General features: G+C 46.4%; 21 protein-coding genes and 1 other RNA gene. 1 reads left to right on the top strand and 21 read right to left on the bottom strand.

What is annotated here, in order from left to right; genetic code table 11:
- Positions 1-35 precede the first annotated feature (35 nt).
- The 20 genes from AC4OGX_RS13350 to AC4OGX_RS13255 all read right to left on the bottom strand — a co-directional run bounded on the left by AC4OGX_RS13350 (position 36) and on the right by AC4OGX_RS13255 (position 19,799).
- A complete protein-coding gene (locus AC4OGX_RS13350) occupies positions 36-344 on the bottom strand; it encodes an ATP synthase subunit B family protein (protein ID WP_493331068.1) in 309 nt (102 codons plus the stop codon).
- Between the two features lie 314 nt (positions 345-658).
- Positions 659-1,534 carry a D-psicose 3-epimerase gene (locus tag AC4OGX_RS13345; protein WP_493331066.1) on the bottom strand — a complete coding sequence of 292 codons (876 nt, stop codon included), beginning with the start codon at positions 1,532-1,534 and terminating at the stop codon, positions 659-661.
- 32 nt (positions 1,535-1,566) lie between these two features.
- Positions 1,567-3,045 carry an L-arabinose isomerase gene (gene araA, locus AC4OGX_RS13340; RefSeq protein WP_493331065.1) on the bottom strand — a complete coding sequence of 493 codons (1,479 nt, stop codon included), beginning with the start codon at positions 3,043-3,045 and terminating at the stop codon, positions 1,567-1,569.
- Positions 3,046-3,080: 35 nt separating this feature from the next.
- Positions 3,081-4,052: a transketolase family protein gene (locus AC4OGX_RS13335; RefSeq protein ID WP_493331064.1), complete on the bottom strand. Its 972-nt coding sequence runs from the start codon at positions 4,050-4,052 to the stop codon at positions 3,081-3,083.
- Positions 4,053-4,065: 13 nt separating this feature from the next.
- Positions 4,066-4,896: a transketolase gene (locus AC4OGX_RS13330; RefSeq protein ID WP_493331063.1), complete on the bottom strand. Its 831-nt coding sequence runs from the start codon at positions 4,894-4,896 to the stop codon at positions 4,066-4,068.
- A 16-nt stretch (positions 4,897-4,912) separates the two neighbouring features.
- A complete protein-coding gene (locus AC4OGX_RS13325) occupies positions 4,913-5,689 on the bottom strand; it encodes an HpcH/HpaI aldolase family protein (RefSeq protein ID WP_493331062.1) in 777 nt (258 codons plus the stop codon).
- A 4-nt stretch (positions 5,690-5,693) separates the two neighbouring features.
- A complete protein-coding gene (locus tag AC4OGX_RS13320) occupies positions 5,694-6,677 on the bottom strand; it encodes a C-terminal binding protein (RefSeq protein ID WP_493331061.1) in 984 nt (327 codons plus the stop codon).
- 50 nt (positions 6,678-6,727) lie between these two features.
- Positions 6,728-7,150, bottom strand: a complete 423-nt coding sequence (locus AC4OGX_RS13315) for an HIT family protein (RefSeq protein ID WP_493331060.1) — start codon at positions 7,148-7,150, stop codon at positions 6,728-6,730.
- 11 nt (positions 7,151-7,161) lie between these two features.
- Positions 7,162-8,466 (bottom strand): TRAP transporter large permease, encoded by a 1,305-nt coding sequence (locus tag AC4OGX_RS13310; protein WP_493331059.1) that lies wholly within the window; start codon positions 8,464-8,466, stop codon positions 7,162-7,164.
- Between the two features lies 1 nt (position 8,467).
- The gene (locus AC4OGX_RS13305; RefSeq protein ID WP_493331058.1) at positions 8,468-8,968 is read right to left on the bottom strand and encodes a TRAP transporter small permease; all 501 of its coding nucleotides are present in this window, start codon (positions 8,966-8,968) and stop codon (positions 8,468-8,470) included.
- Entirely contained in the window at positions 8,961-9,989 is a 1,029-nt protein-coding gene (locus AC4OGX_RS13300; RefSeq protein ID WP_493331057.1) for a TRAP transporter substrate-binding protein, read from the bottom strand. Before AC4OGX_RS13300 ends, AC4OGX_RS13305 begins: the two co-directional genes overlap by 8 nt.
- A gap of 2 nt (positions 9,990-9,991) precedes the next feature.
- Positions 9,992-10,852 carry an aldo/keto reductase gene (locus AC4OGX_RS13295; protein ID WP_493331056.1) on the bottom strand — a complete coding sequence of 287 codons (861 nt, stop codon included), beginning with the start codon at positions 10,850-10,852 and terminating at the stop codon, positions 9,992-9,994.
- Positions 10,853-11,352: 500 nt separating this feature from the next.
- Complete coding sequence (locus AC4OGX_RS13290; RefSeq protein WP_493331055.1) at positions 11,353-12,072, bottom strand: GntR family transcriptional regulator; 720 nt, start codon at positions 12,070-12,072, stop codon at positions 11,353-11,355.
- Between the two features lie 176 nt (positions 12,073-12,248).
- On the bottom strand, positions 12,249-12,743 hold the full coding sequence (locus tag AC4OGX_RS13285; RefSeq protein ID WP_493331054.1) for a tRNA (cytidine(34)-2'-O)-methyltransferase: 495 nt from the start codon (positions 12,741-12,743) through the stop codon (positions 12,249-12,251).
- A gap of 6 nt (positions 12,744-12,749) precedes the next feature.
- A complete protein-coding gene (locus tag AC4OGX_RS13280; RefSeq protein WP_493331080.1) occupies positions 12,750-13,919 on the bottom strand; it encodes an aminotransferase class I/II-fold pyridoxal phosphate-dependent enzyme in 1,170 nt (389 codons plus the stop codon).
- A complete protein-coding gene (locus AC4OGX_RS13275) occupies positions 13,919-14,410 on the bottom strand; it encodes an Lrp/AsnC family transcriptional regulator (RefSeq protein ID WP_493331053.1) in 492 nt (163 codons plus the stop codon). Before AC4OGX_RS13275 ends, AC4OGX_RS13280 begins: the two co-directional genes overlap by 1 nt.
- Before the next feature lie 101 nt (positions 14,411-14,511).
- The gene (locus AC4OGX_RS13270; RefSeq protein ID WP_493331052.1) at positions 14,512-15,528 is read right to left on the bottom strand and encodes an AIR synthase-related protein; all 1,017 of its coding nucleotides are present in this window, start codon (positions 15,526-15,528) and stop codon (positions 14,512-14,514) included.
- Positions 15,529-15,574: 46 nt separating this feature from the next.
- On the bottom strand, positions 15,575-17,176 hold the full coding sequence (locus tag AC4OGX_RS13265) for a VanW family protein (protein WP_493331051.1): 1,602 nt from the start codon (positions 17,174-17,176) through the stop codon (positions 15,575-15,577).
- Between the two features lie 226 nt (positions 17,177-17,402).
- Positions 17,403-18,029, bottom strand: coding sequence for an endonuclease III (gene nth, locus AC4OGX_RS13260; protein ID WP_493331050.1), 627 nt, complete (start codon positions 18,027-18,029; stop codon positions 17,403-17,405).
- 45 nt (positions 18,030-18,074) lie between these two features.
- Complete coding sequence (locus AC4OGX_RS13255; RefSeq protein ID WP_493331049.1) at positions 18,075-19,799, bottom strand: B12-binding domain-containing radical SAM protein; 1,725 nt, start codon at positions 19,797-19,799, stop codon at positions 18,075-18,077.
- Between the two features lie 152 nt (positions 19,800-19,951).
- Between AC4OGX_RS13255 and ffs the strand changes: the two genes are divergently transcribed.
- Positions 19,952-20,215: signal recognition particle sRNA large type (gene ffs / locus AC4OGX_RS13250), an RNA gene on the top strand.
- A gap of 51 nt (positions 20,216-20,266) precedes the next feature.
- Here ffs and AC4OGX_RS13245 read toward each other — a convergent pair.
- On the bottom strand, positions 20,267-21,025 hold the full coding sequence (locus AC4OGX_RS13245; protein WP_493331048.1) for an ABC transporter ATP-binding protein: 759 nt from the start codon (positions 21,023-21,025) through the stop codon (positions 20,267-20,269).
- Between the last annotated feature and the right edge of the window lie 2 nt (positions 21,026-21,027).

Raw genomic sequence — 21,027 nt, 5'->3', positions numbered from 1 at the left:
CGGTCTTTCAGACCGCTGCACCCGCCGATATAAGCCTAAACCAGCTGTGATATCACGAGACCTGCTGCCTCATCTGCTCTGGATGCGGCAGCTTCCTTTAATGCCTGAATCTCATTCTCAACTTCAGACATTGAATTCTTCTGAGTTTGTGCACCTTGTTCCTTCGCATCGTTCATGATGGCATCTGCTTTCTCACGGATCATTCTGATCTGTTCAGCTTTCAGGTCTTCGGCCTGCCTGGACGCATCTTCCAGTATTTTTCTGCACTGTACTTCGGCATCCTTTACGATGGCCTCGGCCTTTGCCTCTGTCTCTCTAATCACCTGAATGGTTTCCTCTACCATAAATTAGTCACCGCCTTTCTACGTACACAATGATAGAATATCACACTTCTTGTTAATAGTCTACAATAAATTATTAATAATGTCATTTTAAATTGTGCACAATTTTCATATGGTCATGTAAATATTTTGTAAAAAATGATTATACTACATAAACGGCAAACATTTGAAGCGGTAAATCCTGTAATCTGTGACTTTTAATATTACACATACAGCCACATTTTATTATGCCCAGTTTTCATAATTACATAATGCCCTGCGTGAAACACAGGGCACTTCTTTTGATCCACAAAATATATTTTATCAATAACCTTCTCTTATCTCAGTTTTTCCCTGAGCATTGCTGCTGCACTGCCTGCAAGCCGCTCCATTTCTTCCACAGTAGCGTTTTCACTGATATCTCTCCAGACCTTGATGTCGCGTCCAACCTCTCCTCCCATCTTGATAAACGGCTCCATGACTATTGCTCCCTGGTAATGGATCTCCTTTAATGCACCGGTGATCTCATCCCATGGCATCCTTCCATCCCGGGCCGGAGGCCTGCGGTTGGACTCTCCCACATGAAAGTGGCCCAGTCTGTCCCCGGCTAATCTTATGGCATCGCAAAAGCTGTCCTCCTCTATATTCATGTGATAGGTATCCAGCAGAATCTTACAATTCGGACTATTCACCATATCCAGATATTCCATCGCTTCTTTTGCCGTGTTGACAAGAGACGATTCATAGCGGTTCACTACCTCGACTGCAAATGTAATTCCAAGCGCCTCTGCCGTCTTCATAATTTCTTTTACCGAGTTGACGCTGCGCTCTACGATCGCCCTTTTATCTGTCACGCCTGTTGAAAATGTCTGATTCCAGGCCCCAATGTCAACACCCGAATACATCTTAGCGCCCATCTCATTCATGATCCGGAACGTGTCCAATGTAAAACGGATTCCGTTCCTCCTAACAGCCGCATCCTCCGATGCAAGATCCTGATCAGCACCAAGCCCTACCGAAAATGTCAATGTAATATCATTGTCTTCTGCGGCCTTTGCGATCTCTATGCGTTCCTCTTTTTTCAGAGCCATGAGCGGTGCCGGAGCCACTTCCAGAATATCCAGGCCAATCCGCTTAATCTGCTCGATCTGTCTGACAAAATCTGTATTCCAATCCCGGTTAAAGTATCCGAAATGAATCCCTATTTTATTCATGTTCTTTCCTCTTTTTCTTCATATGAATCCGTTTATTTTTTTAGTTCTTTCTTCAAATTCCGAATCGTAGTATCCTCATCGATATAAATGGTCTCTATTCCCATGGCATCCCCCCATGCACCCAGCTGATCTGCCTTTAGATCATAGGTCATCACCGTGTGGTGCGCGCCTCCGGTCATCAGCCACGCCTCAACTCCGACCTCAAAATTTGGCTTTGGTGTCCAGAATGCAGTTGCTACCGGAAGCTTCGGCATCTGTTTTTCTGTCTTCCTGCAGATGATGTCATTGATAACCAGACGGAAGTTGTCTCCCATGTCGATCAGGGATGCAGCAACAGCATCTCCCTCTTTTGCCGTAAATACCAGCCTGGCCGGATCTTCCCTTGCCCCGAGCACTAGCGGGCTGACCTGGATATTCACAGGGCCATCTGCAATCGACGGGCAGATTTCCAGCATATGCGTCTCCAGAATCCCTTCTTTTCCGGGGACAAGATTATAAGTATAATCCTCCATAAAAGAGGTCCCTTTTGCATCTTTTACCCCCGCGGTCATCAGTTTCACAAGCCTAAGCAGCGCCGCCGTCTTCCAGTCTCCTTCCGCCGCAAATCCATATCCTTTTGCCATCAGTCTCTGCATGGCAAGCCCCGGCAGCTGCTTTAGGGCGCCCAGATCTCCAAAATGTGTCACTACCGCATGATAGTCCTTCTCCTTCATGAACCGCTCCACACCAAGCTCGATCTGCGCCTGTACCTCGACATGGCGCCGGAATTCTGCCGGATCCCTGCCATCCAGGATGATGCCGTACTTCTCATAGTACTCGTCCGTCAGCACGTTCACATCCGCCTTGGACACCGCATCCACCGCCTCTGCGACCTCATTCACAGAATATGTATCCACCTCCCAGCCGAATCGAAGCTGTGCGTCCACCTTATCTCCTTCTGTATCCGCTACGTTTCTCATATTATCGGCAAGGCGCAGGACTCTTAGATGGCTGCTCTCCACGATGCCGGCAGCCGTGCGCATCCATTCGCCGATTTTCTTCTGTACGTTCCCCGCGCTCCAGTGCCCCGCCACGATTTGATGCTCCAGCCCCATCCTTGCAAGCATGTAAGCAAATTCCCGGTCACCATGGGCCGACTGGTTGATATTGATAAAATCCATATCCAGTGTGTCATATGGGATCTCCTCGTTAAACTGGGTGTGCAGGTGAAGGAGCGGCTTTCTTAACTCCTTCAGTCCCAGGATCCAGGATTTTGCAGGGGAAAACATATGCATCCATGCGATCACGCCTGCACACTCTTCATCCATATTGGCCTCGTTAAATGTCTTTCTGATCGTTGGATTGGAGATGAGGGTCGGTTTTAACACGATCTCAAACGGTATCAGGCCGGAACGGTTTAACTCCTCTACGATCTTTCTGCTGTGTTCCGTCACGACCTGAATCTCTGCATCGCCATACAAATCTACAGAACCCGGGCAGAACCAAAATTTATAATTATGCTGTAATTCCATTTTACCTACCTCCTGTGTGCTGATCGGGTCAAAGTCTACTTCTTCTTAGCGATTGCCTCTTTTACCCGCTCCGCAATTTTTTCCGGGGTAAATCCAAAACGTTCCCGCAGATAAGCCTCTGAACCAACCTCGCCAAATTCATCTCTCGTTCCGATCCGCTCAACGACTGTCGGATAATTTTCTCCCAGATACTCTGCCACTGCCGCTCCAAGGCCGCCATATACAGAATGATTCTCTGCAGTTACGATGGCACCTGTCTCCTTTGCACATTTCAGCACGAGCTCTTCATCCAGCGGTTTTACCGTGAACATATCCACAACGGTCACCGCGATCCCTTCAGCCGCAAGAAGCTCTGCTGCCTGAAGGGCGATTGTCACCAGACGCCCGCAGGCAATAATGGATGCATCTTTTCCTTCCCGCAGGACCATCCCTTTTCCAATCTCAAATTCCGTATTCTCATCGTATACAGCAATGTTGTCGGCAAGCGGTGTGCGGTAGTAATAGATCCCCTTCATATCCACGGTCTGGCCCAGCAGTTTTTTAAACTGCACGCCATCCACAATATCAAAAATTTTACAATTGGGGACCGTCCTCATCATAGCGATATCCTCGAATGCCATGTGGGTGCCGCCCCAGTAGGTCTGCTTATATCCAGGCTCGCTGCCGATGATGTTCAGTGTCTTTTTTGCATAGGCACCGGAAAGGAAGACCTGATCAAAAGCACGTCTTGTCACAAAAGCCGCAAAACTATGGATAATCGGCTTTAATCCCATGACCGACATCGCCGCCGCAGTCCCTGCCATATTCGCCTCTGCAATCCCGCAGCGCAGCACCCGGTCAGGATACTTTTCCACCAGATCCCACAGGCCTGCACCGAATGCAAACATCAGATCCGCATCCAGATATACCACATCCGGGTCGTTTTCCAACATACCGCCCAGCTGATCAAGAAACTGTTCTGTTATCGCCTTTTTTTCATATTCACCATTATAAATTGTTTTCACCATTATATGTACCTCCTCACAGACTGGCCTTTACTTCTTCAAGCTCTGCCAGACACTTGTCTGCCAGTTCCTTGTCAACCGGGATCATATGGTTGAATACCATTTCTTCAATACACTTCACACCGCTGCCCTTCGTTCCGTCGAGAACGATCACGGCAGGTGCGTCTCCCTGGTTCTCCTTCACATCAGCAAATGCCTTCGCAACCGCCTCCACATCGTTCCCTTTCACGGTCAGGGCATACCAGCCGAAAGAGCGGAATTTTGCCTCAATATCCAGGAGAGACATACACTCATCGATCGTTCCGTCGATCTGCTTCTTATTCCAGTCCACGATGCCGACCAGGTTATTCAGCTTATACTGGTGCGCATACATGGCCGCCTCCCAGATCTGCCCCTCCTGAATCTCACCGTCGCCCATCAGGCAGTATACACGGTTCGGCATCTTCTTTAACTTCGCGCCATGCGCAAATCCATTTGCCACGGAAAGCCCCTGTCCAAGCGAACCTGTGGATGCATCGATTCCCGGAGTACGAAGTCTGTCGCAGTGGCTCGGCAGCCTGGTGCCGCCCTCACAGAGGGTATCCAGCCATTCCATCGGGAAATACCCCTTTAATGCCAGCGCCGCAAATACTGCCGGACCGGAGTGTCCCTTGGATACGACCAGCATGTCCCGGTCTTTCTTCTGAGGATCCTTCGGGTCAATATTCATCTCGCCATTGTAAAGTACCGCAAGGACATCCGCGATAGATAAACACCCGCCTATATGTCCGAAGCCCCTTGTTTCCAGGCATTTTACAGTTGCAATCCTTACTTCCACTGCAAACTTCTTCAGTTCATTTACTGTCATGTTCTTACCTCCCGCCTTACTGCACGTTGATTTCTTTTACCATTGCGTTTATGGCATCAATATAGAAATTAATATCCTGTCCCACCGTTACACTGTCGAATCCCTGTGAAAGCCTCATATTGGCAACATTGGAATCCGCACAGTAAATAATAGTAAACTTGCCTGCTGCCTTCACAGCTTTTACGATCCGCTCCATCGCCGCCTTGAATTCCGGCTTGTCAAACCGGGTCGGAATTCCCATTGCTACAGATAGATCATATGGACCCACGAAAATTCCGTCTACACCGTCCACCTTCGCAATCTCCTCAATATTTTCCAGACAGCCCATCGTCTCACACTGTGGGATCAGAAGCGTCTCCCTGTTGCAGACCGCGAAATAATCATTGATATCCCCCTTCGCATGTTCCAGATATCCATAGCCTGCGCCTCTTGCAAATGCAACGCCGCGCTGCCCGAGGGGATAGTATTTCGCATATTCAACCAGTTTATGAATCTCTTCTATCGAGTGCACCTGTGGGATAATCAGCCCGCCTGCCCCGATATCGAGCATCTTTAAGACGGAGTTTCTGTTGGAATCCTTCACCCTTACGAGGGCCGTCGTGCCATGAAGCTCCGCCGCCCGCAGCATGCTCATCACACTCTCCACATCAAACGGGCCGTGCTCCGTGTCAATGAGCATATAGTCCAGGTCTGTCAACGCAAGTGCCTCTGCAACATTGGCATTCCCCGCTTCAAAAAAGGTTCCTATTGTTTTCCCGCCATTCATGATTTTCTCTCTCAATAAATTTTTCATCGCTCTACGCTCCTATTCCCAATGCTTTTTTGTTTACAATATTTGCCGGGGCTTCCCCGTTTAAAATCTGTACCGCCGTCTCTGCCAGTACCGCCATCATCTGTTCCTCGGCCTCTACCGAATTATAGGCTGCATGCGGAGAGCAGATGATCTTACCTGTCTCGAAAAGTGGGTGGTCTGGCTTACTGATCGGCTCATTCTCCACCACATCCAGCGCTGCGGCCTTCACCTTGCCCGTCTTCACAGCCTCCATCAGGTCTTCAATGGCGATGATCGGACCGCGGGAGGTATTGACGATCATGACCCCGTCCTTCATCTTTGCAATGGAATCCCGGTTGATCAGGTGATAGGTACTGTCAAACAGCGGCGTATGGATCGAGATAACGTCTGAGACCGCGAGAAGCTCCTCAAGCTCCACCTTCTCTGCACCTGATGCCTCAATCACAGATGCCTCAAGATACGGGTCAAAGGCAATCATGTTAAATCCAAACCCTTTTGCAAAATCTGCCGTTCGCCTGGCAATGTTTCCAAATCCGATGAATCCAAGTGTCTGGCAGGACAGGCGGTGCGGCTTGAAACCTGCATTTGCAAGCCACCTTCCGCTCTTTACCACATCGTTAAAGAATACCAGCTGCCTTTCCATCGCCAGAATCATGGCAATGGTATGTGTGGCAACCTCATCCAGGCAGTGCAGTGGGCTGTTACACACCTTGATGCCGCGTTCTGTTGCAGCCGCTACGTCAATGACATCGTATCCGATCCCGTATCTTAAGATCACCTTACAGTTTGTCAGCGCATCCATGATTCTTGGCGTGATCTTGCGGTAAATGACCAGAAGAGCGTCTGCATCCTTACATTTTTCAATAATCTCATCCTCCGTCTGGCAGTCCTCCAGAACAAATTCAATTCCATGTTCTTCGAAAATCTTCTGCTGGATGCTGTAGTCTAAGCCGTCAGCGGAATTTTTGTCTACTACGATTGCTTTCATGTCATGTATAACTCCTTCCTCAAATCTTATTAGCCTAACGTTTTTGCTTTTTATAATTGCAGTGCGGCCTTAATCCTTTCAACCCGCTCCTGATACTCCTCCTCTGATATAAGGACTGCCTGGCGGCTATCTTTAAATGGTTCCCCCCAATCCGGGCCATCCTGATACTTCGGCACTACATGCACGTGAAGATGGCTGACTTTATCGCCATATGTAGCGTAATTTATTTTGTCAGGACTAAACACTTCTGCTATGGCTTTCGCAGTCCTACTGACAGCATGGATAAACTGAGACTGTTCTTCTTTGCTGAGCTGGTACCATTCTGTCCTATGGCATGTATTGTAAACAACAATACATTTCCCTTTATGTGTCTGATCACGAAACAGATACACAGATGCATTCTCTATATCCGTTATATGAACCATCAGGCTGCTAAGCACCTCACCCTTTTCACAATAATAACAATCCTGCATAAGCCGGCCTCCTATAAGTAACCGTTCAATGACGGCAGAAATTCAGACAACGCCGGTATATAAGTTACCAGCAGCAGTACAATAATGATTGCCGCAAAGTACGGAAGCAGCGTCTTAATTACCTGCTCAATTGTAACCTTACCAATCTTACATCCAGTAAACAGTACTGTTCCTACCGGAGGTGTGATCGCACCTATACACAAGTTATAAACAAGCATAATACCGAAATGAATCGGACTCATGCCAAAACCTACGCAGATTGGCATAAAAATTGGTGTAAAAATCAGTATTGCCGGGGTAGGGTCCATAAACGTTCCCACCAATAACAGAACAATGTTGATGATGATCAATGTCACAATCTTGCTTTCCGTCAGTGCCAGCATAGCAGTTGCAATGATATCCGGAATACAGGTATAAGCCATGATCCATGACATGATGGAGGAAACACCAATCAAGAATACAATGATTACTGTTGTTCTTGCCGATTCCAAAAAAATTCTCGGCAGGTCTTTTACAGTAATACTCTTATATATGAAGCTAAGCACCATTGCATAAACAACTGCTACACCAGAGGCCTCTGTAGCTGTGAAGATACCGCTCAGGATCCCCCCTATAATAATCACGATTAAGATAAGACTTGGAATTGCCTGTACGAAATACTGTAATTTCACCTTACCGGATACCTTCTCCGTATTGATATATCCGCACTTCTTAGCCATAAAACCAGCTACCAGCATCACCGCAATCCCCCACAGAATTCCGGGTATATATCCACCCATAAACAAGGCTGCAACTGAAACAGAACCACCGACTGTTGAAAATACAATCAAAGCATTACTCGGAGGAATCAGCATCCCCGTCGGGGCAGATGCTATGTTTACTGCCGCCGAATATTCTCTTGCATAGCCTCTTTCTTCCTCGATTGGTCCGATTGTACCTCCCATTGCTGCGGCTGCAGCATTACCACTTCCACTGATTGCTCCAAAGAACATATTTGCTACAATATTACTTTGTGCCAATGGTCCGGGCAGTTTTCCGCACAATGCCTCGGCGAGGCGGACAATCCTGACCGCAATACCACCATTATTCATAAAATTTCCTGCAAGCACAAAGAACGGAATTGCTAGAAGCGGGAAAGAATTCAACCCTGTAAACATTTTCTGTGCACAAGTTACGAATGCTACATCAGCAGGTAAAATTACCATCATTGCCATTGCAGAGGACAGCCCAATTGAGATCGCAATAGGCACTCCCATTACCAATAAGACAACCAAAGCTACTACCATAATTATTGTTGCTACTACAGCTACATCCATCCTACTTTCCCTCCTTTGCCTCTCCCGTTGGATTCTTTAAGCTTTTCATGAGATCCCATTCATTACAAAGAAAATAGATTACCATACAGACTCCTGCAATTGGAATTGCAATATAAATAACACCCATCGAAATAGGAAGTATGGAATCTGCCTGTGTCATCTGTTTTAAAGCTCCAAAATATCCTCCTACAAGAAGTACGCCAACAGCAAAAAGGAAAATCATAAGCTCATTCACCATTTCCACAACTACTTTGCTGGTCCCTTTAAACTTATCCAGCACAAAAGTCATAGCCATGTGGTCCCTTTTTCCAAAGACATATGCACCGCAAAGCATGGCAAGCCAGATAAAGCCATATGTTACAACTGCCTCGCTCCAAGAACTGGGGCTGTTAAAGACATATCTGGTCACAACCTGGTATACGACCAAAATGGTCATCACACTCAGGATAAATATGGACGCTATTTCTAAAATTTTATCGGTTACTTTACGCACTTTACTCATGATTCGTACCCTCCGATCTCAAAGAAACAATTGCATCGTAAACGCTTTTTGTCATATCATTTTCATTTGCTATAGATTGCTGAAAATCTGTAAAACTCTCCGCAAAGGCATCTTTATCCACATCATCGATAAACTCAATGCCAAGAGCTTCTGCCTGTTCAATACTATCTGCGACCATTTCAGCCCAGAAATCGAATTCCTTTTCAACACTCTCATCCATCACGCCCTCAATCAATTCTCTGTCTTCATCCGAAAGAGAGGCCAAAAACTGTGTGCTGGCAACAACAAAGTCTGTACTAAAGCAATGTTCTGTTCTGGAAAAGATTGGTGCCACCTCATAATATTTCTTTCCTACATAGTCAATCTCATTGGACTCCGCTCCGTCCACTACTCCCTGCTGCATCGCAGAATATTGTTCCGACGCAGACATCGGCACTCCTGTACCCCCCATAAGCTGCAGCATTTTAACCATATTATCAGACTGCATGACACGAATCTTCAAACCTTTCAAATCGCCAGGTTCACGGACCGCTCTGTCACAGAATATATTTCTGGAACCGGAACCAAACGCTCCGACAATTTTAAAATCATAATCTGATGTTGAATTAAATAAGTCATCTAATATCCCACTCGTATACGCTTCTCTTTGATGTGTGCTGTCTTTAAACAGAAACGGCATACTCAGAACAGAAAAATCCCCGTTATAGCTCTCTACAATAGTTGCATTCGCCACACACATCTGAACCGCATTGTTCTGTGTTAATTCCAGTGCCGCCCTTTGATCTCCCAGGGTTCCGTTAGAATAGATTTTTACGGTAAATCTCCCATCTGTTACCTTTTCAATTTCTTCTGCCGCCCACTCAAGCGCCATAAAATGCGGATAATTCTCGGCATTATTGTAGGCAATCCTGATTACACCATGATCCACCTTTTCTATTTCCTTATTCTGACAGCCGCTTAAAAACATGACAGAAAGCATTGCAGCCGCACAGCAAAAAGCAACGATTCTTTTTAACTTCATGCTTAATTCTCCTTCTCCCTGTTTAACAAATGGTCTTCAATGTTCCAGAAATCCCCTGTAAATACTGACGAATCACTACAATATGCATTCCCATTTTCCATCCCGGCAATCAATGACATATCATCCACATCCAGTTCGAAATCAAAAATATTGAAATTATCTGCTATCCGATGCGGTTTTGACGACTTCGGAATGACACAGTTTCCTCTTTGGATATTCCACCTCAAAATCACCTGTCCAACATTTTTATGGTGTTTTTCTGCAATTTCTAAAAGTTTGGGGTCTGACAGGATATTTCCCTTTGCGAATGGCACACACGCCGTCATTGTAATATCGTTTTCCATACAATATTGATAATCTTCCTTCTTCTGAAGCCAGGGGGAGAGCTCAATCTGGTTCATGACCGGAACTATACCAAACCTCTCAATCAGCCCCTCCAGATGTTCCTTTTTGAAATTTGATACCCCGACCTCCCTAAAATATCCTTTCTCTTTGTATTTCAGCAGTGTCTCGAAAGCATGATAACGTGCATATTCATTTTGGCTGGGCCAATGAAGCAGATACATGTCGATATAATCCATATTTAAAGCTCTCATACTATATTCAACTGCTGCTTCCGGTGTTTTATAGCTTGTCGGCCATATCTTACTTACTACAAATAATTCGCTTCGGTCTATTCCGCTTTCCCGTATCCCCTCGCCGACATACTTCTCATTTTCATAAAAATTAGCCGTATCAATATGCCTGTATCCCACCTCTATTGCGCTTCTTACAGCGCGGATGCCCTCTTCTGCCTCCGACTTGTAGCAGCCAAGACCAAGCATAGGTACTTTCATCCCGTTACGCATTGTTTTGTACTCCATAACAAACCTCCTTCATTTTTTTACGAACTCTCTTTCGTTCTTTCGTTAATTATATAAATCCTCTACAAACTGTGTCAAAAATAGTGCTTTCATTGTTGATTTATAACATTTTTGTTTTTAATCGCAATCACTTCTTCCTCTTTTTTATCATTTTTGTTTCTATTCTTCTTTCGTTTTTGTGCAATTTATATATTTTTCATAAGACAAGTATAACAGTATGATTTTGCCTTATTGATTGGTAAGTTTTTCCAATTTTCAACAGCGCTTTTCAAATCGCACACTATAGCTTCTGCTATTCTGTATGTTCCTCACATCCACTTTCCTTCTGATTCCGCCTCACGATGGCCCCCTTTGGTCCTGGCTGTATTCTTCCCACTACTAGAAAAAGCCCTCCTGGTGATTCTGTTACCTGCTCACCAAGAGGGCTCTTATTCTCCCAAATTATGTAATTGTGTGAAAAACTTCATGATTATTTGCTGCCACGCAGGCTTCTCGCATTTCTATTTTCTTAAACGTGACATGGTGCCATACATGCGCTGTATGTCATTGCGCATCTCATCTTCTGCCAACAGCGGAAGGTGATTCTTCAGCATATTATAAATGGCTTTATGATGTTCGGACCCACTCCCCATGTCATGCTTTTGAAAGCACTCCTCATAGACAAGCTGATTAAGCTGATTGCGGTAACATGCCAGAGGACACTCTATAGACTTGTACATACTGACTAAATAGGGATTCCTGGATGCCTTTATGACAATTTCATGGAATTGCTTATCTGCCAATGTATACTCCCGCTGATTCAATGTTTGATCGATCTCTTCAAACTTGTTAATCAACTCCCTCAATTGCGAAAGTTCTGCCGGCTTAATCCGTCTGGCTGCCTGATAGGCAGCTTTTGGTTCCAGAGTCATCCTCGCCTCATAGATCCATGAACACTCCTCATAAGTGATCGGCTTTACATGGACAGTCTTTCCCGCTCCTCTTTCAAAGATCCCCTCTTCTACCATATCCACAAGTGCTACTTTCACCGGAGACCGAGAAACATTCAAATCCTTCGCTATCTTAGACTCAATAATCTTGTGCTCAGGCAGTAAATGCCCGGCTATCACCTCCTGATACAACTGCTGATAGATCACACGGCTAAGAACTGCAAACGGATTATCCTCCATCTCCCGCTGTACATTCTCTTTAAAAGTATCGCTTAATACATATTCTGTCATTCATACATACTTCCTTTCGTTTCCCGCCATCATCCCGGGAACTGTATAAATGCATTGTACCAAATTACAAAAGAACTGGCTAGTGGAGTTACGCCTGCATCTTACAAGGCAGAAAAGGTTCCTTAAAAAAACAGGATCTTATGGAGTACTCTTCTCCATATGATCCTGTCTTTTACTTAATCCCAGCTCAAATCATGCAGGTGTCCTTCCAGATTCATCCCTGCAAACTGGTTCTGTCTGAGCGCCTCGTATAAGATGACGGCCACGGAATTCCCAAGATTCAACGACCGGATATCTCCGACCATCGGGATCCTGACACAGTCTTCTTTATGTTCAACCAGGATCTCTTCCGGGATCCCTGCGCTTTCCTTCCCAAACATGATATAGCAGTCCGGCTCGTATGTAACCTCAGTATACACCTTGGAAGCTTTTGTCGTTGCCATATAGATCCTGGCCCCCGGATTCTTTTCCAGAAAATCGTTGTAATCAATATACGTCCTTACGTCCAGATCGGACCAATAGTCCATCCCCGCACGCTTTAACGCCTTTTCATTGAGCTTAAAACCGAGCGGCTCGATCAGATGCAGCCTTGTGTTAGTTGCGACACAGGTCCTTCCGATATTTCCCGTATTTGCCGGAATCTCCGGTTCATGAAGTACGATATTCAACATGACAGCTTACCTCTCATTTCTCAGACGCTGGATGAAATTCCCCAAACGTCCCAGTGCTTCTTTCAGATCATCCAGTGAGTACGCGTAGGATATACGCAGGAAGCCTTCCCCGCATTCACCAAACGCAGTACCCGGCACAACAGCAACCTTTTCTTCCTGGAGCAGACGGGTAGCGAACTCCTCAGACGTCATATCGAATTCCTGGATACTCGGGAAAACATAGAATGCGCCAAACGGTTCAAAGCATTCCAGCCCCATACGTGCAAATTCATGGATCAGGAAACGTCTTCTCTGATTATAGGACTTGCGCATCTCCACTACCTCGTCCTCACAGTTTCTGAGTCCCTCGATCGCCGCATACTGGCTGTTCGTCGGAGCGCACATGATCGCGAACTGATGCAGCTTGATCATCTGCTCGATGATCTCCTCCGGTCCGCAGCAATATCCCAGACGCCATCCGGTCATGGCAAAGCCCTTGGAAAATCCGTTGATCACGATGGTCCTCTCACGCATTCCCTCAAGGCTTGCGATGGAGACGTGCTCTGTCTTGTAAGTCAGCTCGGAATAGATTTCATCCGAGAGGACGTACAGATCATGTTCCTTAACAAACTCAGCGATCGGCTCCAAATCTTCCTTCGTCATGATAGAGCCCGTCGGATTGTTCGGGAAGGGCATGATCAAAACCTTAGTCTTCGGAGTCGTATACTTCTCCAGATCCTCCACTGTCAGTTTAAACTCATTCTCATACTGAAGCGGGATCACCACTGGTACTCCATCCGCCATGACCGTGCATGGAAGATAGGATACATAACATGGCTGCGGGATCAGCACCTCATCCCCCGGGTCCAGCATACAGCGCAGACCGATATCGATGGCCTCGCTTCCACCGACTGTGACCAGTGTTTCCTTTCTCGGATCATATCTGACATGGATCTTTCTTTCCAGGTAATTACAGATCTCATTTCTTAATTCCTGCAGTCCGGCATTCGATGTATAAAAGGTACGCCCTCTTTCCAAAGAAAAAATACCTTCCTCACGGATACGCCACGGAGTATCAAAATCCGGTTCTCCCACACCAAGGGAAATCGCGTCCTCCATCTCATTTGCCACGTCAAAAAATTTCCGGATACCGGATGGCTCGATTTCTATTATTTTCTTTGATAATGGGTTTCTCATCATGGTGTCACCAACATCCTTTCTGACTCTTTCTTCGGTACCAGGATGGTGCCATGATCCTTATACTTTTTCAGGATAAAATAGGTTGCAGTGCTGATCACGGATTCGATCGGAGATAATTTTTCCGACACAAAACGGGAAACCTCTTTCAATGTCTTCCCTTCCAGTGTGACTAAAAGATCGTAGCCTCCTGAGATCAGATACACTGCGTGCACCTCAGGATAATTGTAGATCCGCTCTGCAATACGGTCGAAGCCCTGATTGCGCTGCGGTGTCACACGTACCTCGATCAGCGCGGTCACGCTCTCCACTCCTGCTTTATCCCAGTCGATCAGCGTATGGTATCCGCAGATGATCTTCTCCTTTTCCATGTCAGCGATCTCATTTGCCACAGTCACCTCGTCCACTCCAAGCAGTACTCCAAGCTCTCCAAGGTCCACTCTGCTGTTTGTCTCCAGATATCTCAGAATTTCATTCCTTAAGTTATCCATCTCTATTACCTCCTAAATCTGTCTATATCAATCTGGTTTTTAAATTTCTATTTCCTGTGCCGGACAGACATCTGTCATGGCCGCTGTTTTTCCATTCGGTCCTACAGGACATCCTTCTTGCGGCTTAATGAGCGCTCCCACCAGAGCATCAGCTCATCTTGTGCCGGTCTGTCCAGATATCTTTGTTCTTCACCGCTTGTGATCACCCGGGCCTTTTTGTCCGTGGCAACCCCAAGCTTGACGGCTCGTGCGCCCACCCCTTCCAGTGCGTTCACGAGTTTGTCACCGTCCTTTGCCGTCATCAGAAAGCTTCCCGTAGAAGTCATCTGATACGGATTCAGGTTATAGTATTCACATACCTCCACCGTCTCCTGCCGGATAGACATGCGGGAAAGCTCTACCTCCATCCCTATGCCGGATGCCTCTGCCAGCTCCCACAGAGCGGCAAAGATCCCTCCGCTTCCGATCTGGTGTATTGCCGATACGCCGCCACATCTTGCTGCCTTAACAGCCTCTATTCCTAAAAGCCGGGGTTTCAATTCCTTCATCTGCCGGATAAACGCCGGGACGAATCTCTGCCCTAACTCCTCCCCGCATTCCTCCAGAACACGAAGCATTCCTTCCAGGCCGACATACCCGCATAAGATGATAGCTTCCCCCGCCTTTGCATCCGCCGCACGGATCACTTCATCTTCTTTCACAGCGCCCTGCGCAGCGGCCGTGATAAAGACCTGGTTCACAGCCGGATTATTCTCTGCCTTGAAACAGGTGACCGGCGCACCCGCTTCCACACAGACCTCCTCGATAGAACCAAGCATCTTTTTTAACTGCTCTTCTGTTACAGACAAAGGCAGTACCGCCTGGACCGACACTCCGAGAGGGGATGCCCCTCTGGCCGCGATCTCATTGAGAGCCTTTGCTGCCGCGTAGATCCCGGTTTCCTGTGCATTTCCAAAAGACTGGGCGCTGGAGGATACCAGCACATGTCCCTCTGGTATCCGAAGCATACTGCAGGCTTCTTCCATAGAAGGCGGAAAAAGGACCTCGTCCCGGACATGATTCAGTTGTTTTCTGATGGACCTTTTCCATACGGTCTGTGAAATATTTCCTGCTTTCATTCTTCTCCTGCTTTCTGATCAAGAATTATTTTTACTTTCTGTTGTTTTAATATTGTGTACCATCCTGCGCATCGGATCCGTTCTCCCCTTCTGACGAACTGCCTGCACTGTCCTGCTGCCCGTCCTGGGAGCCGTCTGTGTTCCCCGTCAGCTCCTGGATCGTACTCATGATCTGGCTCTCATCCTGGGAAAGGATCGCCTGATTCATCCGGTCCGATGCCTGAGGATCATCTGAGGCCGTTCCCACAGCGATTGTCTCCTTTGAAGGAACGTACTGGCTGTTATTGACGACTTCCCGGCTCACTTCCCCGCCGTCCTGATAGACCACCTTCAAAAGCTGTGCCGTAATTGCCGGCTGTGCCTGGTTTAAGGTATAGAAGCTTCCGATCGCATCGTCTGTAGCAATATAGCGCTTTCCGTCCGGGAGGTCGGTTCCTGTCGTCTCACTGATGAAATCCAGCGTCCGGCCCGGGTCCCGTGTTTCTTTGCCATAGATATTGAATGTGATACAGCCATCCTTTAGTACACTCTCTATATAGACCGATGATTCCAAACTGTTCTTAAACTTTAGATCCTTCACATCATCCGCGATCGCCGCATCCTGGGAAGGTTCTACATAATGAACCAGCATCGTATGAGGAGACCTCTCCGTCACTTCCAGCTCTGCATATAGCACTGCATTATATAACGTGGTAGAGATCTGGCAGATACCGCCGCCCATGGACTGTACAACTTTGTCATCCTCATAGGAGGCTGCCTCTGTGAATCCATTTTCCTTTGTATACGGCCGCATCGCAGCATCGGCGGAGAACTCTTCTCCCGGCTTAATGATAGAGCCGTCAATAAGCTTTGCACCGCTTTCGATATTCTGTGCCCTGCCGGAACCGTCGCTTCCATAAAAAGTCGTATAGCTGCCGAGCAGATCCGTCATCCCTTTTAGATCCTTCTTTGTGATCTTGGGATCCGTGTAGGTCAGATAGGCCTTGGCCTTCCCGCCCTTTCCATCCCATTTTCCTTCCAGCAGCTTGTTAATGCTTTTCACCGTCTTTTTGATATCCACGACCTCACCCGGCTTCTCCTCCACAATGGACACGCCCGAATCATCGTGCGTCACCCTTGCATTCTCCGGAAGGTTTAACTGGTCTTTAAACGCACCATTCAGGCCCGCTTTCGCGGATTTCTCTGTCAGAGCATATGTAACAGGGATCTCCTTCTTATTTTCATGCTTCTGTGAACGCTTCAAAATCCGGTAACAGGAAAGTGCGTTCCCTTTTTTTCCATAATCCACGGCCTGCTGTACCACAGAATCTATCTCTTTAATGGTCAGGCCCAATTCTCCCAGCGTGGCCTCTGCCTTTCTTCCATCCTCCAATGTCAGAATGACCTTTTCATCGGCATAGACAGAAAGCTCCTTCTGGATCTTTTCTTTCGCTCTCTTCGCATTCAGCCCCGAGACATCCGTATCCCCGATCGAAACGCCCTGGATGATAATGCGCTCGTCAAACTTCCTGATATATCTGTGGAGAAAAAACTGTACACACAGGATCACAACGACTGCACACAAGATGATCTGGATCATACGGTAGATCGCCTTCGCCTCGGACCTGCGTAATCTTCGTCTGCGTCTTCTTCTCTTTTTGTTCCCCATAAACTTCCTCTGATTTCCTTTGAAGCTGCTTTACAAAAGCTCTCCTTCGTAAACGCGTCACTATACAACAAGATATGGTATGATCATCGTTGCGACCATAGCCAGGATGATCACCATAACAACAATTGAAATGATTCTTCTGACTTTCTTATCATATATATTCATTTTATATCCACCTCTTATCCGTCTTGGTCCTTTACTTAGACCATGTTGTCAGTTAGTTAGGTTACATTTTATACTCTTTACAGTATTTTTGCAAGAAGCATTCCCCGCATTTTGGACTCCGGGCCGTGCAGATGGAACGTCCAAACGTGATGATCTGGATATTATAGAGTATCCAGTGATCCTTCGGAAGCTCCTTCATCAGATCCATTTCCACCTTCTCTGGATCCTCATTCCTGGTCAGCCCCAGACGTCTGGAAATACGCTTCACATGAGTATCCACCACCACGCTTGGCTCGTGGAAAATGTTCCCGCGGATGACATTGGCAGTCTTGCGCCCCACCCCTGCCAGGGAAGTCAGCTCCTCCAGGGAGGAGGGAACCTCACCATGGAACTGCTCAACTAATGCTTTCGTACAGGCGATGATATTCTTCGCCTTATTATGATAAAATCCCGTTGGCTTGATGTCCTGCTCCAGCTCCTTTAAATCTGCATCAGCGAATTTCTCAAGGGTGTCATATTTCTCAAACAGATCCTTTGTCACAATATTCACTCTGGCGTCCGTGCACTGGGCGCTGAGCATTGTGGCGATCAATAACTGCCAGGGCGTATTGTAATTCAGGTAGCAGATATACTCCCGTCCATACTGTTCGTCGAGAATCTCCAAGATCTCCCTGGTACGTTTTTTCATGGCTAACCTCCTTATAGACGGCGTTCCGTGTCCAGAACTGCGTCCCTAAATATAGATGAGCTTTGCTTGATTTGTCAGCACATCTTTGTTTCTATAATCAAATAATAGAAGCTCCCCACCGATTTTTTCCAGATGGGTCATTTTCCTCAGCTGTCTCTTGTCGAACTGTTCATACCCATCTAAATACCTGTGTTCGTTTGCCTCTGTCTCATAAAACTCTGCTGCTTCTTCTTTTTCCACAGTCTCCTCTCCCGCAAAAGAGGGTCTGTTTTTCACGTTATCTCTCAGGTATAGATCTACTATGAGCGCATTTCTATAGGTTTCCTGATTTTCCCGGTCATATTCTTTGGCAAAACGAAACAGAACTTCATAGCGGGTGATCCGGGAATGGTTGAGCATATGAAGTCCGTTTTCTTCATAGAACCTGCTCAGCTGCTCATAGATGGAGAATGCATCCGGGAAATGCTTTTCCAGCTCCCGCAGTGTATTGACGAACTGTCCGCTGTTATAATAAACCTCCACCATCTCCTCCACACCCTTTAGACGGATGACATCGGAGTAGGGAAGCCATTTGGTAGATAATACCTCAAAAGGCGGGCGGTCCTGATACAAAAGTTCATACTTCCCGGCATTCTCATGCATATAAGATCCTTTGAGAACCTTCAAAAAGCCCAGCTGAAGCTGCTCAGGATGAAGGGAATACACATCATTGAAGGAATTTTGAAAGCTTACATAGTCCTCGAAGGGCAGGCCTGCGATCAGATCCAGATGCTGATGCACGTTTCCCCCTGCATGGATCCGGCCCACGATCCGCCTCACTTCCTCAAACCTCATGGTACGGTGGATCTCTCTGATGGTAGCAGGATTGGTTGACTGGACGCCGATCTCCAGCTGGATCAGGCCGGGCCTCATGGATTCGATCAGGGACAGTTCTTCCTCATTCAAAAGGTCTGCCGCCACCTCGAAGTGGAAATTTGTCTTTCCTTTATCATGCTCCGCCAGATAAGACCAGACCGCCATCGCATGCTCGTGCTTACAGTTGAAGGTCCTGTCCACAAACTTGACCTGGGGGACCTCGGCGTCAATAAAAATCTGGAGTTCTCTTTTTACCAGCTCCAGATCGCGGAAACGCAGACACTTATCAATAGAAGAAAGGCAGTAGCTGCACGAAAATGGGCACCCTCTGCTTGATTCATAATAGATGATCTTATTTCGAAACTTCTCCATATCATCGTATACAAATGGAACCCTGCTCAGATCCATTACCTCGCGCCACGGATTTTCTACGATCTCACTTTCGTTTTCCACATCCCCGGCAGAGATCCCGGAAGTTTTCCACACCCGGAATGTGATCCCGTTGATATCTTCCAGTTTCTGTATCTTTCCGTGATAATAGTCCAACAGCTCCAAAAAGGTCTCTTCTCCCTCCCCGCGCATCACACCGTCCACCTGAGGGTATGTCTTTAGGACTTCCGGGGCATTATAGGAAACCTCCGGGCCGCCAAGCCAGATCCGGGTATCCGGCAGGATCTTTTTGATCTCCGGGATCAGCCAGGCGACATAGGTGATATTCCATAGATAACAGGAAAAGCACAGGATATCCGGTGCCTTCTTGTAAATATCGGCAAGAATATCATCCGCGTTCTGATTGATCGTGTACTCCGCGATCTCCACCTCCTGTCCATAACAGGATGCATAGCTTTTCAGGCTGTAGACAGCTAAGTTAGAATGTATATATTTTGCATTGATAGCCGTTAATAACACTTTCATAAATTCACCACCTCCATTTAGGTGCAGCGCCGGCGTCAATATGACCTCCGCCGGTCTGAACAATACCCTAATTTTACTATAATTTTGCCTTTCCGTAAACAAAAACTCCCGTATCCGTTGACATTTCGGCTAAAACAAGGTAAAATTAAGACTCGTGCAGCCGGGGTGTTAGCGGTACCTTGTACCTGCAATCCGCTATAGCAGGGGTGATATTACGCAGAGGGTGCTGATTTGCAGAGCTGCCCTCGGAAAGTGGCGTTGAAGATCTGGGTCTCACGCGACGGAAATCTGTGAACTGTGTCAGGTCGGGAACGAAGCAGCACTAAGCAGAATCTTCCGGGTGCCGTGAGGGTGCCTGGGTTGAGTTAACTACCGAGGTAACGTCTGTGGAGATGTATTCGAAGCGTAATGCACGTAAAATAATTCTGACATCAATTAGAACACCAATAACAACAAGAACCTTTTTTCTAAAAATCTAATCCGTTCAGCCACTTTGCCACTTGTTCTTCACGTTCTTTTAATGTTGACTCGTCTTTCATTTTACCTAAATATTTTTCCGAAACAATTTCACCATCTGCCATAAATAAAATGCGCTCTGTTTTTGACGCTACCTTAGCATCATGAGTAACTAATAGGATCGTTGTTCCATTTTGATTAATTTCGTTAAAAAGCATCATGATCTCAGAAGCAGACTTTGAATTTAACGCACCGGTAGGTTCATCACCAAATATGATTTCTGGTTTATTAATTAATGCACGGCAAATTGAAACTCTTTGTAATTGTCCTCCAGAAGCCTGCGTAATATCTTTTAAGGCTAGTTGATGGACACCAGTCTGTTTCATCAATTGAATAGCACGCTTATCAATTTCTTTTTGCGATTCTTTTTTTCCGAGATATGCAGAAAGAATAATATTGTCTTTCAAGTTAAAGTTCTTTAATAAGTTTGCTTGTTGAAAAACGAACCCCATTTTATTTAATCGAACACTTGTTAATTGTTCTTCTGTCAGTGTATTTAATTGTTCTCCGGCAAATTCAACAGTTCCTGCACTTGGCTGCATCATGCCACTGATCGTATAAAGCAGAGTAGATTTACCTGAACCACTCGCACCCATAACGGATACAAATTCACCTTTGTTAATAGTTAATTGAATATTTTTTAATACATGCTGAGGTTCCATATTTTCAATTGGAAAACTCTTTGATACATCAGTTGCTTTTAAAATCATGA

Source organism: Faecalicatena sp., assembly GCF_058819085.1.
The sequence above is the reverse complement of the archived record's forward strand: the minus strand, read 5'-3'. Positions and strand labels throughout refer to the sequence as shown.

What these genes read in the sequence shown, in the direction of transcription:
- AC4OGX_RS13350 (WP_493331068.1), bottom strand. Translation starts at nt 344, where the DNA reads ATGGTAGAGGAAACCATTCAGGTGATTAGAGAGACAGAGGCAAAGGCC.
- AC4OGX_RS13345 (WP_493331066.1), bottom strand. Translation starts at nt 1,534, where the DNA reads ATGAATAAAATAGGGATTCATTTCGGATACTTTAACCGGGATTGGAAT.
- araA (WP_493331065.1), bottom strand. Translation starts at nt 3,045, where the DNA reads ATGGAATTACAGCATAATTATAAATTTTGGTTCTGCCCGGGTTCTGTA.
- AC4OGX_RS13335 (WP_493331064.1), bottom strand. Translation starts at nt 4,052, where the DNA reads ATGGTGAAAACAATTTATAATGGTGAATATGAAAAAAAGGCGATAACA.
- AC4OGX_RS13330 (WP_493331063.1), bottom strand. Translation starts at nt 4,896, where the DNA reads ATGACAGTAAATGAACTGAAGAAGTTTGCAGTGGAAGTAAGGATTGCA.
- AC4OGX_RS13325 (WP_493331062.1), bottom strand. Translation starts at nt 5,689, where the DNA reads ATGAAAAATTTATTGAGAGAGAAAATCATGAATGGCGGGAAAACAATA.
- AC4OGX_RS13320 (WP_493331061.1), bottom strand. Translation starts at nt 6,677, where the DNA reads ATGAAAGCAATCGTAGTAGACAAAAATTCCGCTGACGGCTTAGACTAC.
- AC4OGX_RS13315 (WP_493331060.1), bottom strand. Translation starts at nt 7,150, where the DNA reads ATGCAGGATTGTTATTATTGTGAAAAGGGTGAGGTGCTTAGCAGCCTG.
- AC4OGX_RS13310 (WP_493331059.1), bottom strand. Translation starts at nt 8,466, where the DNA reads ATGGATGTAGCTGTAGTAGCAACAATAATTATGGTAGTAGCTTTGGTT.
- AC4OGX_RS13305 (WP_493331058.1), bottom strand. Translation starts at nt 8,968, where the DNA reads ATGAGTAAAGTGCGTAAAGTAACCGATAAAATTTTAGAAATAGCGTCC.
- AC4OGX_RS13300 (WP_493331057.1), bottom strand. Translation starts at nt 9,989, where the DNA reads ATGAAGTTAAAAAGAATCGTTGCTTTTTGCTGTGCGGCTGCAATGCTT.
- AC4OGX_RS13295 (WP_493331056.1), bottom strand. Translation starts at nt 10,852, where the DNA reads ATGGAGTACAAAACAATGCGTAACGGGATGAAAGTACCTATGCTTGGT.
- AC4OGX_RS13290 (WP_493331055.1), bottom strand. Translation starts at nt 12,072, where the DNA reads ATGACAGAATATGTATTAAGCGATACTTTTAAAGAGAATGTACAGCGG.
- AC4OGX_RS13285 (WP_493331054.1), bottom strand. Translation starts at nt 12,743, where the DNA reads ATGTTGAATATCGTACTTCATGAACCGGAGATTCCGGCAAATACGGGA.
- AC4OGX_RS13280 (WP_493331080.1), bottom strand. Translation starts at nt 13,919, where the DNA reads ATGAGAAACCCATTATCAAAGAAAATAATAGAAATCGAGCCATCCGGT.
- AC4OGX_RS13275 (WP_493331053.1), bottom strand. Translation starts at nt 14,410, where the DNA reads ATGGATAACTTAAGGAATGAAATTCTGAGATATCTGGAGACAAACAGC.
- AC4OGX_RS13270 (WP_493331052.1), bottom strand. Translation starts at nt 15,528, where the DNA reads ATGAAAGCAGGAAATATTTCACAGACCGTATGGAAAAGGTCCATCAGA.
- AC4OGX_RS13265 (WP_493331051.1), bottom strand. Translation starts at nt 17,176, where the DNA reads ATGGGGAACAAAAAGAGAAGAAGACGCAGACGAAGATTACGCAGGTCC.
- nth (WP_493331050.1), bottom strand. Translation starts at nt 18,029, where the DNA reads ATGAAAAAACGTACCAGGGAGATCTTGGAGATTCTCGACGAACAGTAT.
- AC4OGX_RS13255 (WP_493331049.1), bottom strand. Translation starts at nt 19,799, where the DNA reads ATGAAAGTGTTATTAACGGCTATCAATGCAAAATATATACATTCTAAC.
- AC4OGX_RS13245 (WP_493331048.1), bottom strand. Translation starts at nt 21,025, where the DNA reads ATGATTTTAAAAGCAACTGATGTATCAAAGAGTTTTCCAATTGAAAAT.